The 14199-nt window shown below is 70.9% G+C and carries 18 protein-coding genes; 8 read left to right on the top strand and 10 right to left on the bottom strand.

Features of this window, described 5'->3' with window-relative positions:
* Positions 1-8 precede the first annotated feature (8 nt).
* The 3 genes from AB0M63_RS04745 to AB0M63_RS04735 form a co-directional block, all read right to left on the bottom strand.
* A complete protein-coding gene (locus AB0M63_RS04745; protein ID WP_355917463.1) occupies positions 9-935 on the bottom strand; it encodes a LysR family transcriptional regulator in 927 nt (308 codons plus the stop codon).
* 110 nt (positions 936-1045) lie between these two features.
* Positions 1046-2314 (bottom strand): multidrug effflux MFS transporter, encoded by a 1269-nt coding sequence (locus AB0M63_RS04740; RefSeq protein WP_366018353.1) that lies wholly within the window; start codon positions 2312-2314, stop codon positions 1046-1048.
* Between the two features lie 124 nt (positions 2315-2438).
* Positions 2439-2636 (bottom strand): 4-oxalocrotonate tautomerase family protein, encoded by a 198-nt coding sequence (locus AB0M63_RS04735; protein WP_355917468.1) that lies wholly within the window; start codon positions 2634-2636, stop codon positions 2439-2441.
* A 208-nt stretch (positions 2637-2844) separates the two neighbouring features.
* Between AB0M63_RS04735 and AB0M63_RS04730 the strand changes: the two genes are divergently transcribed.
* Genes AB0M63_RS04730 through AB0M63_RS04720 form a run of 3 tightly spaced genes read left to right on the top strand, consistent with a single transcriptional unit; the run spans position 2845 to position 4478 of the window.
* Positions 2845-3255, top strand: coding sequence for a helix-turn-helix transcriptional regulator (locus AB0M63_RS04730; RefSeq protein ID WP_200687222.1), 411 nt, complete (start codon positions 2845-2847; stop codon positions 3253-3255).
* Positions 3256-3265: 10 nt separating this feature from the next.
* Entirely contained in the window at positions 3266-3682 is a 417-nt protein-coding gene (locus AB0M63_RS04725) for a VOC family protein (RefSeq protein ID WP_355917472.1), read from the top strand.
* Positions 3683-3725: 43 nt separating this feature from the next.
* Positions 3726-4478 (top strand): VOC family protein, encoded by a 753-nt coding sequence (locus tag AB0M63_RS04720; protein WP_366018352.1) that lies wholly within the window; start codon positions 3726-3728, stop codon positions 4476-4478.
* Here AB0M63_RS04720 and AB0M63_RS04715 read toward each other — a convergent pair.
* From AB0M63_RS04715 to AB0M63_RS04690, 6 genes are all read right to left on the bottom strand, one after another.
* Entirely contained in the window at positions 4465-4680 is a 216-nt protein-coding gene (locus tag AB0M63_RS04715; RefSeq protein ID WP_355917478.1) for a hypothetical protein, read from the bottom strand. The genes AB0M63_RS04720 and AB0M63_RS04715 overlap by 14 nt on opposite strands.
* Complete coding sequence (locus tag AB0M63_RS04710) at positions 4677-5018, bottom strand: DUF952 domain-containing protein (RefSeq protein ID WP_355917481.1); 342 nt, start codon at positions 5016-5018, stop codon at positions 4677-4679. Before AB0M63_RS04710 ends, AB0M63_RS04715 begins: the two co-directional genes overlap by 4 nt.
* A 9-nt stretch (positions 5019-5027) precedes the next feature.
* Entirely contained in the window at positions 5028-5225 is a 198-nt protein-coding gene (locus AB0M63_RS04705) for a hypothetical protein (protein WP_355917484.1), read from the bottom strand.
* Positions 5226-5229: 4 nt separating this feature from the next.
* Entirely contained in the window at positions 5230-5835 is a 606-nt protein-coding gene (locus AB0M63_RS04700) for a GNAT family N-acetyltransferase (RefSeq protein WP_366018351.1), read from the bottom strand.
* Positions 5836-6006: 171 nt separating this feature from the next.
* Entirely contained in the window at positions 6007-7113 is a 1107-nt protein-coding gene (locus AB0M63_RS04695) for a family 2 encapsulin nanocompartment cargo protein polyprenyl transferase (protein ID WP_366018350.1), read from the bottom strand.
* Between the two features lie 113 nt (positions 7114-7226).
* A complete protein-coding gene (locus tag AB0M63_RS04690) occupies positions 7227-8633 on the bottom strand; it encodes a family 2B encapsulin nanocompartment shell protein (RefSeq protein ID WP_366018349.1) in 1407 nt (468 codons plus the stop codon).
* Between the two features lie 300 nt (positions 8634-8933).
* Between AB0M63_RS04690 and AB0M63_RS04685 the strand changes: the two genes are divergently transcribed.
* Both AB0M63_RS04685 and AB0M63_RS04680 read left to right on the top strand, forming a co-directional pair.
* On the top strand, positions 8934-9524 hold the full coding sequence (locus AB0M63_RS04685; RefSeq protein ID WP_355917495.1) for an N-acetylmuramoyl-L-alanine amidase: 591 nt from the start codon (positions 8934-8936) through the stop codon (positions 9522-9524).
* A gap of 31 nt (positions 9525-9555) precedes the next feature.
* Positions 9556-10455, top strand: coding sequence for a pyridoxal-phosphate dependent enzyme (locus tag AB0M63_RS04680; RefSeq protein WP_366018348.1), 900 nt, complete (start codon positions 9556-9558; stop codon positions 10453-10455).
* A 4-nt stretch (positions 10456-10459) separates the two neighbouring features.
* On the opposite strand, the gene AB0M63_RS04675 is transcribed toward AB0M63_RS04680, so the two are convergent.
* On the bottom strand, positions 10460-12055 hold the full coding sequence (locus AB0M63_RS04675; protein WP_355917500.1) for a Na+/H+ antiporter: 1596 nt from the start codon (positions 12053-12055) through the stop codon (positions 10460-10462).
* 62 nt (positions 12056-12117) lie between these two features.
* Here AB0M63_RS04675 and AB0M63_RS04670 point away from each other — a divergent pair, with 62 nt between their 5' ends.
* The 3 genes from AB0M63_RS04670 to AB0M63_RS04660 all read left to right on the top strand — a co-directional run bounded on the left by AB0M63_RS04670 (position 12118) and on the right by AB0M63_RS04660 (position 14190).
* Complete coding sequence (locus AB0M63_RS04670) at positions 12118-12378, top strand: UBP-type zinc finger domain-containing protein (protein WP_355917503.1); 261 nt, start codon at positions 12118-12120, stop codon at positions 12376-12378.
* A 265-nt stretch (positions 12379-12643) separates the two neighbouring features.
* Positions 12644-13057 (top strand): anti-sigma regulatory factor, encoded by a 414-nt coding sequence (locus AB0M63_RS04665; protein ID WP_004925829.1) that lies wholly within the window; start codon positions 12644-12646, stop codon positions 13055-13057.
* Positions 13058-13074: 17 nt separating this feature from the next.
* Positions 13075-14190 carry an RNA polymerase sigma factor SigF gene (locus AB0M63_RS04660; protein ID WP_366018347.1) on the top strand — a complete coding sequence of 372 codons (1116 nt, stop codon included), beginning with the start codon at positions 13075-13077 and terminating at the stop codon, positions 14188-14190.
* Positions 14191-14199: the final 9 nt, after the last annotated feature.

The following is a 14199-nucleotide window of genomic DNA, read 5'->3' as shown; positions in this document are numbered from 1 at the left end:
AAGCGCACTCAGTACAGTCCTCCGAGAATGACCGAATTCTCCTCGGCGACCTGACGGCGAACCCGGGAACAGGCCTCGGAAAGCATCGAGGACCACCTCTGGTCGCTGTCCGGGCGCAGCGCCAATGACATTCGCATGGTGATGGGAAAATTGACGAGCCTTTTAAGCGCGATACGTCGTGAGGACACCGCGCTCACCGCCGTCGGGTACATCAGGGTCCAGCCGGTCGAACCGGCGCCGATCTCGGCCAGGGTGTCCTGGAGGCCGGTGAAGGGCGGCCCGATCACCGGCTGGAAACCGGCCTCCCGGCAGGCCTGCACCACCGAGTCGTAGAGCACCTCGTTCTGCGCCCGCTCGGCGATGCGCAGCGGGACCTCGGCGAGATCGCGCAGGTCGAGGGCGGGTTTTTCGGCCAGCGGGTGCGCTGCGGGGAGGGCCACCATCAGCGGGTCGTACCAGAGGGTGAGCAGGGTCAGACCGGGCACGCTCTCGACGCCGCGGACGAAGGCGGCGTCCAGCGCGCCGGCCCGCAGTTCCTCCAGACGCTCCTGCACGCCGAGTGTCTGGAATTCGAAACGGGTGCTCGACCCGTGCCGGGGCAGGGCGTCCAGAAAATAGTCGAGACGCCGCCCGAGCGCCGAACTGATACCGAGCCGGAATGTGTCGCTCTCGCGCGCCACTACTTTTCTGGCCTTGGCCGAAAAAGAATCCACCGCACGCAGAATCTCTTTCCCTTCGGCCAGGAGTTCCCGGCCGACGGGAGTGAGCTGAACAGTGCGACGGGATCGGTCGAAAAGGTCTGTTCGCAGTTCTCTTTCCAGCCGCCGGATCTGCTGGCTCACGGCCGGCTGCCCGATGTTCAGCCGCTCGGCGGCCCGGCCGAAATGCAACTCTTCGGCCACCGCCACGAAGTACTGGATCTGACGCAATTCCACTGGGCCCCCGTACCCCCCTGCCAAGCAGGGTCGCTGTCACGGAGGTGATCTTCTCATGGCTCACAGGATTCGCGGCAGAAATTTACTATCCATATACGTGGCCTGGCCCACTACCTGCTCCCGCCCACCATCTGCGGGCCCGCTCCCGCCGGAGCGGGCTCCCCGGCCGGTGCCGGGGTCCGCCGTGCGGCCAGCGTCAGGAAGAGGCGGAAGGCCGCGATTCCCAGCAGCGAAGCGATGACGACGTACCAGCCGAGGCTGAACAGGTCCCCCGCGGGGAGCCGGCTGACCGTGAAGATGCCGAGCGAGGCGCCGAGCAGTTGGAGCGCGCCCATCAGCCCGGAGGCAGAGCCCGCCGTGGAGCGGAAGGTGGTCACACCGGCGCTCATGGACAGCGGCAGCAGGAATCCGTTGCCGAAGGTCATCACCGGCATGAGGACCAGGACCAGCAGCCCCCACCGGCCGCCCGCGCCGCTGAATCCGAGCGTCAGCATCATCAGGGCGCCGGCGAAGAAGAATCCGTGCCCCCACCACAGCAGCCGGTCGATCGCCCGGGTGCGCACCAGGGCGCGCGAGGTCAGATTCCCCGCCACATAGGCGACCGAGACGGTGATGTAGCAGTAGCTGGTGGTCACGGTGGCCAGACCCATCCGCTCGAAGATCAGCGGGGAGGCGGCCAGGTAACCGAAGTAACCGCCGTACGCCACCACCAGGTTGAGGGTGTAGGCCCAGAACAGGGGACGGGTGAGCAGCCGCGGGTAGCCGCGCAGGGTGGCGCCCAGGTGCCGGCTGCGCCGCTCGGGCGGCAGGCTCTCGGGCACCCAGCCGACCATGACGACCAGGGTCAGGGCGCCGATCAGCGCGGTCACCACGAACGGCGCCCGCCAGCTCACGTACGTGGTCAGATAGCCGCCGACCAGGGGGGCGACCGAAGGGGAGACGCCCACGATCGGCATGACCGTGGCGAACATCCGGGCCGCGTCCTTCTCCTCGTACAGATCGCTGATGACCGCGCGGCCGATCACCATGCCCGATCCGGCGCCCAGCGCCTGGAGCAGCCGGCCGGCGCCGAAGAACCCGATGGTGGGCGCGGCCGCGCAGACCAGGGAGGCGACGACGAAGAGGCCCAGGCCGGAGACGATGACGCGCTTGCGGCCGTAGGCGTCCGACAGCGGCCCGTACACCGCCTGGGACACGGCGATGCCGATCATGAAGGCGCTGAAGGTCCACTGGACCGACGAGACGGGGGCGTCGAAGGCGTGCGCGGTGGCGGGAACGCCAGGGAGGTTGATGTCGGAGGCGAACAGGCCGCCTGCGTTGAGCGAACACAGCACGGCGAGGAGCAGCGCGTACGGCGTGCGGGCCGGGATGGTCGTCATGTACGGCTTCCCTGAGGTGTGGGGTCAAGAGGCAGGCGGGCGGCCGGTGTTCGGCCGTGGTCCCGGAGCCGGTCCGGACCGGAACGGGGGAGATCGGGTCCGGACCGGCGGTCCGCGGAAGGTGTCAGCTCCGGGCGGCGCGAGCCGCGAGGGTCTCCCCGGCGATCGACCAACTGTCGGTGGCGATCTCCTGCACGGTGACCCAGACGCTCTCCGGCTTCGCGCCGGTCGCCCGCACATAGGCCTCGGTCAGCTCGCGCACGAGCTCGCTCTTCTGCTCGGTGGTCTTGCCGGGGGTCTGCGACACGTGGATGAGGGGCATGGAGATCTCCGATCGGGCCTGGCGGGGAGTACGACGGGGTCCTCGCCACGCACCTGGGCGGCGGCGCTCCGTCATGGATCAAGTCCAGCACCGACGGGCGGCCCGTCCCAGACGCGATCCCGTCCGACGACGATCACGATTCGTGATGACCGGCCACCGAGCCTCACGCCCCTCTACCTCGGCTCCCCGACGTGCCATCCTGGACCCCGTGAACCGCGACGACCTCGTACGGCTGCGCCAGGCCCGCGACCGGATGAACCGCGAGTACGCCGAACCGCTCGACATGGCGTCGATCGCGCGGACCGCGCTGATGTCACCGGGCCACTTCCAGCGCAGCTTCCGCGCCGCGTACGGGGAGACGCCGTACAGCTACCTCATGACCCGGCGGATCGAGCGCGCCAAGGCGCTGCTGCGGCGCGGCGACCTGAGCGTGACCGAGGTGTGCATGGCCGTGGGCTGTACGTCCCTCGGTTCCTTCAGCTCCCGCTTCACCGAGCTGGTCGGCGAGACCCCGAGCGCCTACCGGGCCCGCTCCCACGAGGCCGGCGCGGTGATCCCGTCCTGCGTGGCCCGCACTTTTACCCGGCCCAACAGGGCGGGACCGCCGCCACGGCCCTAGCCTTTCCCGTATGGATCTCAAACTCCGCCAGTGCTTCATCGCCGTCGACGACCACGACAAGGCGCTCGCCTTCTACTGCGACGTCCTGGAGCTGGAAATCCGTAACGACGTCGGTTTCGAGGGCATGCGGTGGGTGACCGTGGGGTCGCCTGCGCAGCCGGACGTGGAGATCGTCCTGGAGCCGCCGGCCGCGAACCCGGACGCCTCCCCCGCCGACAAGCAGGCCATGGCCGAGCTGCTCGCCAAGGGCACCCTGCGCGGGGTCAACTTCACCACCACCGACTGCGACGCCCTGTTCGCCCGCGTCCGGGAGTCCGGCGCCGAGGTGATCTCGGAGCCGACGGACCAGCCGTACGGCGTCCGCGACTGCGCGTTCCGCGACCCGGCCGGGAACATGCTGCGGTTCATGCAGCGCGGCGAGGACTGAAAACCGCGCGGCCGGGGTGGGGCGTCCCGCTTACGATCACGCGATGAGCATCCCCGCCGGCATCCGCTGGACCCACGCCTTCGTCGACCGTCCGCTCGGTGACTTCGACTCCGCCTGCGCATTCTGGACGGCTGTCACGGACACCCGGCTGTCCGAACCGCGCGGTGAGCAGGGGGAGTTCGTCACCCTGCTGGCGGAGGGGGCGGACGCCTGCGTGAAGGTCCAGGGGGTCGAGTCGGGTCCGGGCGGCGCGCATCTCGACTTCTCGGTGGAGGACGTGCCGGCGTTCGTGGCGTCCGCGCTGCGGCTCGGCGCGGACACCGTCGCCGAGCACGACGGTTGGGCCGTACTCCGGTCCCCCGCAGGGCAGTTGTTCTGCGCGGTCCCCTGGCACGGCGAGTCCGTACGGCCGCCCGTCGTGGCCGGCAGCCGCCTCGACCAGGTGTGCCTGGACATCGGGCCCGGCTCCTACGACGCCGAAGTCGCCTTCTGGAGCGCCCTGTTGCCCGACTGGGCCTCGCTGTCGGGTTCGCTCCCCGAGTTCCATGTGCTCAAGCCGCCGCCCGGGCTGCCGATCCGCGTCCTGCTCCAGCGCCTCGGCGAGGAACGCCCCGCCTCCGCCCATCTCGACCTGGCCTGCGCGGACATCGAGGCGACCAGGACCCGGTACGAGGGGCTCGGCGCGAGTGTCGTCTCCCACGGCAGGCACTGGACGGTGATGCGGGACCCGGCGGGCGGCACGTACTGCCTGACGGGCCGCGACCCGGAGACGGGCGGACTGCCTAGCCGTCCTTGACGCAGACGACGATCCGCCGGGGGTCGTCGTACCGCGAGTCCGTGGGCGTGGGACAAGCGGCGGCGTCCTGCCTCAGCGACGGCGTCGGTGTCACCCCGGGCTCGCGCGCATCACCGGAGTCCCGCAACCACAGCGTCAGCCCGCCCCCGACGACCACGGCGACCGTCCACGCGACGAGGGCCCGGCGCCATAACCGGTTCACGCCGTCCACGCCTCCACATCCACCACCGCGTCCACCGGGATCGGCCCGTACACGTGCGGGAACTCCTCGCCGCCCGGCTCGGGCGCCTCGTACTTCAGCGGTGCCGTGAGCCGTGCCGGGTCCACGACCAGGACCACCAGGTCGTCGGGGCCGTCGTAGGAACCGTACAAAAAGGCTGCCACGCGCGGGAGTTGGGCACGGGTCGAGCAGTGGATGAAGCCCTCCTCCTGGAGGGTGCGGCCGCGGGTCGACCACTCGAAGGCGCCGCGCTCGCGGGCCGCGTCCCAGAGGGCTCGCTCGGTGATGTGGAGGATGGTGGTGGGTTCGTTGTCAGGCATGGGATCACGCTACGACGTCGGCCCGGCCGAGGTGCGCGCCCCCGGCTCATCGGGCTCTGCGCCCTCGGGGACGTACGCCTCGCACTCGGGGTTCCGGCATGGGCCGTCCACCCACTTCGGTACCCATGCGCCGAGCGTCTTGTACCGCCGGACGACCGTGCTCACGTGCTGTCCGCAGACGGGACAGGTGTGTTCTTCGCTGCCCATGTCCTCAGCGTAGAGCCGTGCGGGGCTCGCGCCACATCGGATACATGCGCGGGCCGTCCGGGAGGTCGAGGGTGCGGTCGGTGAACGCGTAGCCGAGCCGTTGGTACAGCTTGGTGCTGCGCTCGCTGCTCGCCTCCAGATACGCGGGCAGGCCCTCGCGGTCGCAGCGGTCCAGGACGTGCCGGATGAGCGCGGCGCCGAGGCCCTCGCCCTGGCGGGCGGGTTTCACGGCGATCATCCACAGGTACTCGTGGGCCCGGTCGGCGGGATGCCCGGCCTCCATCAGCCGGGCGATCGTCTCGACCCGCTCGTTGCCCGGGTCGACCGCCTCGCGCAGTTGTACGGCTTCGTCCGGGCCGTCCTGCGGATGCGCCTCGCCCGGTACCGACAGCCACAGCGCGCAGGCCGCGCCGTCCTCGGCGAGGTCGATGCGGCCGTCGGCGAGGACGGCGTCGGTGAAGGCGGCCATCAGCTTGGGGTGGGTGGTGCGGCGGTACTCGGCGTCGGGGAAGATCCAGCCGCTCACCGGATCGTCCTGGAAGGCCTCGTCCAACAGCCGGACGACCAGCTCCCGGTCGCCCTCGCCCGCTGCCCGTATCGCCACGCCCATGTCCCGCCCCCACGTCTCAACAGTCGTATTCCGTACGGGTGTTGAGCCTATCGGGATTTCGCCGGACGGGAACGGGCCCCGCGCACCGTGGGGATGCGCGGGACCCTTCCGTCCGGGGCCCGGTGGTCGCGCGGAGTCAGGGCCGCGCGGCCTTCGAAGGCCCCGGAGTCATCAACTGCTGCGCCGGGTCACGAACTCGGCCAGCGCGAGCAGACCGCCCGCGTCCTGCGGATCCGGGATCGCCCGGGCCAGCTCGTGCACGGCCCGCGCCATCCGGTCGGCCGCCTGGGCCTGCGCCCAGTCCCGGCCGCCCGCCCGCTCGACGGCGAGCGCGGTGCGCTCCAACTCCCCTTCCCCCCCTTCCCGGTATGGCGCTCCGTACAGCTCCGCGAGCTCGGCGGCCGCCGGTGTGCCCGAGGTGAGGGCGGCGACCACGGGCAGGGACTTCTTGCGTACGGCGAGGTCGGCGCCGGCCGGTTTGCCGGTGCGGCCGGGGTCGCCCCATATGCCGATGACGTCGTCGATCAACTGGAAGGCGAGCCCGGCCTGGCGGCCGAACGCGTCCAGCGCCTCGACGTCCTCGGCGGACGCCCCCGCGTACAGCGCGCCCACCGCGCAGGCGCAGCCGAGCAGCGCGCCGGTCTTGGCCTCGGCCATGGCGAGCACCTCGTCGAGGGTGACCTCGCCGGGGCCGAGTTTCTCCATGGCCGTGTCCGCGTGCTGGCCCGCGCACAGTTCGACGACGCAGTCCGCGAGCCGGGCGGCGGCGGCCGAGTGCGCGGGGTGCGGGTCCTCGGCGAGCAGCCTCAGGGCCAGCGCCTGGAGCGCGTCCCCGGCGAGGATCGCGTCGGGGTCGCCGAACACGGTCCACGCGGTGGGCCGGTGGCGGCGGGTGGTGTCCCGGTCCATCACGTCGTCGTGCAGCAACGTGAAGTTGTGGACCAGCTCCACCGCCGCCGCGGCCCGCAGCGCGCCCGCCCGGGCCCGCTCGCCGCCGAGCGCGGTGGCCGCGGCCAGGACGAGGGCGGGGCGGATCGCCTTGCCTGCGTTGCCCGCCGCCGGTGTGCCGTCCGCGTGCTCCCACCCGAAGTGGTAGAGCGCGATCCGGCGCATCGAGCCGGGCAGCGAGTCGATCGCCGAGCGCAGCTCGGGGTCGACGGACGCCCGGGCCCCCTCCAGGATCACCGCCGCCTCGTGCCCGTCGAGCGGCCGTGTCCCGTCCGTGTGCTGTGGTGTCCCCGTCCCGAACTCGGCGGTCTCCGTCCTGAACTCGGCCATCGGGTCCCCCTCGGAGAGTCCGCGCACGGCGGCGTCCGTGCCACGGCCGCCGGCATACGACCGGGGTGTACCCGCCCCGACGGGCGGGGACACGGTGTCCAGCTGGTGAAACGTCACCTCCAGCGGCCGATCTCGACGTTCTCCAGAACGCCGAGGGCGTCCGGCACGAGGACGGCCGCCGAGTAGTAGGCCGTCACCAGGTATTTGATGATGGCCTGTTCGTTGATGCCCATGAAGCGCACCGACAGGCTCGGCTCGATCTCGTCCGGGATGCCGGCCTGCTGGAGGCCGATGACGCCTTGGTCGGCCTCGCCGGTACGCATGGCGATGATCGAGGTGGTCCGGCGGTCGCTGACCGGGATCTTGTTGCACGGGTAGATCGGCACCCCGCGCCAGGTCGGGATGCGGTTGCCGCCGATGTCGATGGACTCCGGGACCAGTCCGCGCTTGTTGAGTTCGCGGCCGAACGCGGAGATCGCGCGCGGGTGGGCGAGGAGCATCCTGGTGCCGCGCCGCCTGCTGAGCAGTTCGTCGAGGTCGTCCGGGCTGGGGACGCCGTCGTGGGGCTGGAGCCGCTGGTCGTACTCGCAGTTGTTGAGCAGCCCGAACTCGCGGTTGTTGATCAGCTCGTGCTCCTGGCGCTCCTTCAACGCCTCGACGGTGAGCCTCAGTTGCTGCTCGGTCTGGTTCATCGGCTGGTTGTAGAGATCGGCCACGCGCGAGTGGATGCGCAGCACGGTCTGGGCGACGCTCAGTTCGTACTCGCGCGGCCGGGCGTCGTAGTCCACGAACGTGTGCGGGATGTCCGGCTCGCCGGAGTGGCCCGCGGCGAGGTCGATCGCTTTCTCGCCGTACTTGTTGGTGCGCTGCTCGGGGATCGCGCGCAGCCGCGTGAGGTGGTCGCGCAGGGTGTCGGAGCGCTCCGCGACCTGCTCGACGTCCCCGCGGGCCAGCACGAGCACCGTGCAGGCGGTGTCCGCGCGGGCCGTGTACTCCCAGATGGCCTCCGGGTCGAGCAGTGCCTGGTCGCCGAAGTAGGCGCCGTCGGCGAGGACTCCGAGGACCGTGTCGTCGCCGTACGGGCCGGTGCCGACCTTCTCCACCCTGCCGTGTGCCAGCAGGTACACCTCGTCGGCCTGGCTGCCGAACGACGCGATCGCCTCCCCCGGGGCGAACTCGCGCTGGCGGCAGCGGGTGGCCAGCTCCGAGAGGACCTCCTCGTCCTCGTAGTCCCGCAGCGCGGGCAGTTCGCCCAGTTCCGCCGGGATGACCTCGACGCGGTCGCCGGTCTTCACGAATGTCACCCGGCCGTCGCCGACGGAGTAGCTCAGCCGTCGGTTCACCCGGTATGTGCCACCCTGCACGTTCACCCACGGCAGTGTGCGCAGGAGCCAGCGGGAGCTGATCTCCTGCATCTGCGGCGCGGACTTGGTGGTCGTGGCCAGGTTCCGCGCAGCCGCCGTGCCAAGGCTCTGCTGCGGCTTGTTCTGCTCCGCGCGGACCTCTTCGCCTACCGACATAGAGAAATGCCCTCCCCATTGCATGCCCGGCACCTGTGCGCCCGGCATCGTTCTCGCGCACCAGCCTTCCTCACGGAACGTGCCGGTGGTATTACCCGAAAGAGCGGGAATGGATCATCATCCCGCTGGGCACGGGGCCTGTTTACGTCGAATGTTGTTCGAGTTGCCGCCGGGGCCGCTGGTGTCCGGATCGGCTCGCACGCCGTACGAACAAGTCGTCCGTACCGGAGTTTTTCGGTACAAGCAGCGATAACAGGCGGCCGTGCACGTCGGCCGTCGCACAGCGCGAAGGAGGCGTTCATGGCCTCACCCATGTCCGCGGGCGGCTTTCTGGCCGGTCTGAAGGCGGAGGGCGTCACGGTCGTCGAGGTCGGCGACTGGGAGCACCACAACCGCAACCACAAGGGTCCGTGGGGCCCCGTCCACGGCGTGATGATCCACCACACGGTCACCAAGGGCAGCGCCCACACGGTGGACCTGTGCCGCGAGGGCCGCCCCGACCTGCCCGGCCCGCTGTGCCACGGCGTCATCACCAAGGACGGCCGTCTCCACCTGGTCGGCTACGGCCGCGCCAACCACGCGGGGCTCGGCGACGACGACGTGCTGCGCGCGGTGATCGCCGAGAAGGCGCTGCCGCACGACAACGAGGCCAACACCGACGGCAACCGGCACTTCTACGGCTTCGAGTGCGAGAACCTCGGCGACGGCGAGGACCCGTGGCCCGAGGCCCAGTTGGCGACGATCGAGAAGGTCGCCGCGGCGATCTGCCGCCACCACGGCTGGTCGGAGCGGTCGGTGATCGGGCACCTGGAGTGGCAGCCCGGGAAGGTGGACCCGCGCGGGTTCACGATGGCGTGGCTGCGCGAGCGGGTCCGCGACCGGCTGAAGTAGCCCCCAGCGGGACCCGGGCGACAATGGTGCCGTGACCAGCCCCGACCCCGCCGCCTTGCGGCCCCGGCTCCCGTCACCGGTGGAGGAGATCGCGGACGGGCGCTTCGGCCGGCACGGCATCCGGCTGCTGCTCAAGCGGGACGACCTGATCCACCCCGAGCTGATCGGCAACAAGTGGCGCAAGCTGGCGCCGAACCTCGCGGCGGCGGCCGGACGTACGGTCGTCACGTTCGGCGGCGCCTACTCCAACCACCTGCGCGCCACCGCCGCCGCGGGCCGCCTCCTGGGTCTGCGCACGGTCGGTGTGGTCCGCGGCCAGGAGCTCGCGGACCGCCCGCTCAACCCGTCGCTGGCCCGGTGCGCGGCCGACGGGATGCGCCTCCGCTTCGTCGACAGGTCGACGTACCGGCGCAAGACCGAACCGGAGACCCTGGCCGCCCTCCTGCGCGCGGCGGACGCGCAGGACGCGTACGTGGTGCCCGAGGGCGGCAGCAACTCCCTCGCGGTACGCGGCTGCCGGGCCCTCGGCGAGGAACTGCGCGCGCGTGCCGACGTCGTCGCCCTCGCCTGCGGAACCGGCGGCACACTGGCCGGCCTGGCCGCCGGCCTGGCTCCCGACCAGCGCGCCCTGGGGATACCAGTGCTCAAGGGGGGCTTTCTGACCGCCGACATCGAGAGCCTTCAGGAGCGCGCCTTCGGCGGCAGCCGGGGCGACTGGTCGCTCGACGACCGCTTCCACTTCGGGGGCTACGCGCGCGTGCCGGCCGAACTCGATGCCTTCGCAGAGGACTTCGAGCAGCGCCACGGGCTGCCGGTCGAGCGTCTCTATGTCGCCAAGTTGCTCTACGGACTTGTGGTCCTGGCGGAGGAGGGCGCGTTCCCGCGCGGGACGACGATCGCGGCGGTCGTCACCGGCCGGCCGTTCCCGTGAGTTCCTACGCCGCCTCCCGATAGGCCGCCGCCTCCTCCAGGTCGAGGCGGCGGAGCAGGGTGCGGAGCATCTCGTCGTCGATGTAGCGGCCGTCGCGCAGGCGCACGAACATCGAGCGCTCGGCGCTGATCATCTCCCGGGAGAGGCGGCGGTAGGTGTCGTCGACGGTCTCGCCGGTCACGGGGTTGGTGGCGCCCAGGCGCTCCCAGACGGCGTTGCGGCGGCGCTCCAGGACCTCGCGGAGGCGGTCGGCGAGCGGAGGGGGCAGGGCGTTGCGTTCGTCCTCCAGGAGGGCCTCCAGGCGTTTCTCGGCCACTCTGGAGGCCTGTGCCTGGGCGTTGGCCTCGGCGAGCGTCTCGGCCTGGGCGTCGCGGCCGGGGAAGTTCAGCAGGCGGATGATCGGCGGCAGGCTCAGCCCCTGCACCACCAGCGTCCCGATGACCGTCGTGAAGGTCAGGAACAGGATGATGTTGCGCTGCGGGAAGGGGTCGCCGCCGTGCACCGTGAGCGGGATCGAGAAGGCGATGGCGAGCGAGACCACGCCCCGCATCCCGGCCCACCCGGTGGTCATCGCCCCCTTCCAGGTGGGGTTCTCCTCCCGCTCCCTGATCCGCCGCGACAGCATCCGGGGCAGGAAGGCCGCCGGGAACACCCACACGAACCGGGTCGCGACGACCACCGCGAAGACCGCGATCGCGTACCAGGCGGCGTCCACGCCCTCGTACTCCCCAAGGCCCTTGAGAACGACCGGCAGTTGCAGCCCGATCAGGGCGAACACCGCGGACTCCAGCACGAAGGCGACCATCTTCCACACGGCCTCCTCCTGGAGGCGGGTCGCGAAATCGACCTCCCACGCGCGGTGCCCCAGATAGAGCGCCACGACCACGACGGCCAGCACCCCGGAGGCGTGCACCTGCTCGGCCACCGCGTAGGCCACGAACGGGATCAGCAGGGACAGCGTGTTCTGGAGCAGCGCCTCCTTGAGGTGCGTGCGCAGCCAGTGGATCGGCACCATCATGATGAGCCCGACCCCGACCCCGCCGACGGCCGCGAGCAGGAACTCCCCGATACCGCCGGCCCAGGTGGCACCCTCGCCGACCGCGGCCGCGAGGGCCACCTTGTAGGCGGTGATCGCGGTGGCGTCGTTCAGCAGGGACTCGCCCTGGAGGATCGTCGTGATCCGCGAGGGCAGTCCGACCCGGCGGGCCACCGCCGTCGCGGCGACCGCGTCCGGTGGCGCCACCACCGCGCCCAGCACCAGCGCCGCGGTCAGCGGCAGCCCCGGCACGATCTCGTACGCGGCCCACCCGACCACGAAGGTCGCGAACAGCACGTATCCCACCGACAGCAGCGCCACGGGCCGCACTTGGGCGCGCAGATCGAGATACGAGCTGTCGGTGGCCGACGTGTACAGCAGCGGGGGCAGCAGCAACGGCAGTACGACCTCGGGGTCGAGGGTGTAGTCGGGCACCCCCGGGACGTACGAGACGACCAGCCCGACCGCGACCAGCAGCAGCGGTGCCGGCACCGGGGTGCGCCGGGCCGCCGCGGCCACCACGGCGCTCCCCGCCACCAGCAACAGCAGTGGCATCACGTCCATCGTCCTCGCCCGCCCTCGTTTTTCCGCGCGGCCAACCGCACACCCGTCGTAATCTGGCAATCATGAAACAGTGCACGCACGCCGACGCGCTGCCGCTCCCCGAGCCGGGACCCCAGAGCGAGACCTGTCTGGAGTGTCTGGCGGCCGGCACCCACCCCGTGCAGTTGCGACTCTGCCTCTTCTGCGGCCATGTCGCCTGCTGCGACTCCTCGCCCGCCCGCCACGCGACAGCACATCACAAGGAGTCCGGACATCCGGTGATGCGGACGTTCGAGCCCGGGGAGAGCTGGCGCTGGTGCTTCGTGGACCACGTACTCCTGTGACTCGTCATCCGACCGCCGGTTTCGACGGTTCGACCGTCTGACGTCTGGGTACGTCAACCCGGCGCGCGCTCTTCCCAATTGGGCCCGCAGGACCCCTAGCCACGGAGCGTATCCGTAGGTTTACTATGAGTGACAGCATGGGGTTGGGGTCCCGGGGACAGAAAAGTTCGGAGCGCGGTAGCGTCACCGCTGAACCAAGTATCGCGTTACCCCGGGGGGCGACCCCTGGGCCCCCGAAAGAGCTTGTACCACCTTGGAGGTGAGGGTGTCCCAGATCGCAGGCGAGCCCGCGACCCAGGACTTCGTGGAAGTCCGGCTGCCGGCTGCGGGTGCCTACCTGTCGGTGCTGCGTACGGCCACGGCCGGTCTCGCGGCCCGTTTGGACTTCACCCTCGACGAGATCGAGGACCTTCGCATCGCGGTGGACGAGGCGTGCGCGATCCTGCTCCAGCAGGCCGTGCCGGGCTCGGTGCTCAGCTGTGTCTTCCGCCTCGTGGACGACTCGCTGGAAGTCACCGTCTCCGCCCCGACGACGGACGGTCACGCCCCCTCGCGCGACACCTTCGCCTGGACCGTGCTCTCGGCCCTCGCGGGCAAGGTCTCATCGGCAGTCGACGAGGACAAGACCGTTTCGATCAGCCTCTACAAACAGCGCGGCGCGGGACCCGGGCCGGCGTGAGGAACGGGGACGGGCCGGTGCGGGACGAAGAGCGCGGCACACGGGAGCTGCCGGCCGAGGGCGGCTCAGACGGATCCCGCCGCACGGCGGACAGCGGTTCCCTCGTGCCCCGCGGCGGAATTCCCGAGCAGGCCCGGCCGCACCCGGAGGAAGAACCCTCGGAGGCCGGTTTGATGGACGACGGTCAACGTGAGCAGGACGGTGCTGTGCGTATTGGTGGGGCCTCCCCCGCACCCGGGGGTCCCCCCGCTCAGGCCGGTTCGAGCGTGGGGGAGGAGGCGAGAGCGCGGGGAAGGGCGACAGGCGGGACGATGAGCGAGCACGAGCGGAACGCCGAGGACAGCGTGCAGAGCACACCGAGCGTGCACAGCACGCGGCACGAGGACCGCAGCGGGGCGCGCGCACTCTTCATCGAGCTGCGCACCCTCAAGGACGGCAGCGTCGAGTACGCGGAGCTGCGCAACCGGCTGGTCCGTATGCACCTGCCGCTCGTCGAGCATCTCGCGCGTCGCTTCCGCAACCGCGGCGAGCCGCTGGACGACCTGACCCAGGTCGCCACCATCGGCCTGATCAAGTCGGTCGACCGCTTCGATCCGGAGCGCGGCGTCGAGTTCTCGACCTACGCGACCCCGACGGTCGTCGGCGAGATCAAGCGGCACTTCCGCGACAAGGGCTGGGCGGTGCGGGTCCCGCGCAGGCTCCAGGAGCTGCGCCTCTCGCTGACCACGGCGACGGCGGAGCTCTCGCAGCGCCATGGCCGCTCCCCCACGGTCCACGAGCTGGCCGAGAAGCTGGGCATCTCCGAGGAGGAGGTCCTGGAGGGCCTGGAGTCGGCCAACGCCTACTCCACGCTGTCCCTGGACGTTCCCGACACGGACGACGAGTCCCCGGCGGTCGCGGACACACTGGGCGCGTACGACGAGGCGCTGGAGGGCGTCGAGTACCGGGAGTCGCTCAAGCCGCTCCTGGAGGACCTGCCGCCCCGGGAGAAGCGGATCCTGCTGCTCCGGTTCTTCGGCAACATGACGCAGTCGCAGATCGCGCAGGAGGTCGGCATCTCGCAGATGCATGTGTCCCGGCTGCTGGCCAGGACTCTGGCCCAGCTCCGGGAGAAGCTCCTCGTGGAGGAGTAGGCCGAGGAG

Source organism: Streptomyces sp. NPDC051576, assembly GCF_040681835.1.
Lineage (GTDB): Bacteria > Actinomycetota > Actinomycetes > Streptomycetales > Streptomycetaceae > Streptomyces.
Note: the sequence above shows the minus strand (reverse complement) of the source record. Positions and strands in the feature narration are given on the sequence as shown.

Bases quoted from the DNA above. Each gene is read 5' to 3' on its own strand.
- AB0M63_RS04675 (WP_355917500.1), bottom strand. From the start codon at position 12,055: ATGGACGTGATGCCACTGCTGTTGCTGGTGGCGGGGAGCGCCGTGGTG.
- AB0M63_RS04705 (WP_355917484.1), bottom strand. From the start codon at position 5,225: ATGGGCAGCGAAGAACACACCTGTCCCGTCTGCGGACAGCACGTGAGC.
- AB0M63_RS04720 (WP_366018352.1), top strand. From the start codon at position 3,726: ATGAGCATCCCCGCCGGCATCCGCTGGACCCACGCCTTCGTCGACCGT.
- AB0M63_RS04740 (WP_366018353.1), bottom strand. From the start codon at position 2,314: ATGACGACCATCCCGGCCCGCACGCCGTACGCGCTGCTCCTCGCCGTG.
- AB0M63_RS04670 (WP_355917503.1), top strand. From the start codon at position 12,118: ATGAAACAGTGCACGCACGCCGACGCGCTGCCGCTCCCCGAGCCGGGA.
- AB0M63_RS04685 (WP_355917495.1), top strand. From the start codon at position 8,934: ATGGCCTCACCCATGTCCGCGGGCGGCTTTCTGGCCGGTCTGAAGGCG.
- AB0M63_RS04735 (WP_355917468.1), bottom strand. From the start codon at position 2,636: ATGCCCCTCATCCACGTGTCGCAGACCCCCGGCAAGACCACCGAGCAG.
- AB0M63_RS04700 (WP_366018351.1), bottom strand. From the start codon at position 5,835: ATGGGCGTGGCGATACGGGCAGCGGGCGAGGGCGACCGGGAGCTGGTC.
- AB0M63_RS04695 (WP_366018350.1), bottom strand. From the start codon at position 7,113: ATGGCCGAGTTCAGGACGGAGACCGCCGAGTTCGGGACGGGGACACCA.
- AB0M63_RS04710 (WP_355917481.1), bottom strand. From the start codon at position 5,018: ATGCCTGACAACGAACCCACCACCATCCTCCACATCACCGAGCGAGCC.
- AB0M63_RS04725 (WP_355917472.1), top strand. From the start codon at position 3,266: ATGGATCTCAAACTCCGCCAGTGCTTCATCGCCGTCGACGACCACGAC.
- AB0M63_RS04690 (WP_366018349.1), bottom strand. From the start codon at position 8,633: ATGTCGGTAGGCGAAGAGGTCCGCGCGGAGCAGAACAAGCCGCAGCAG.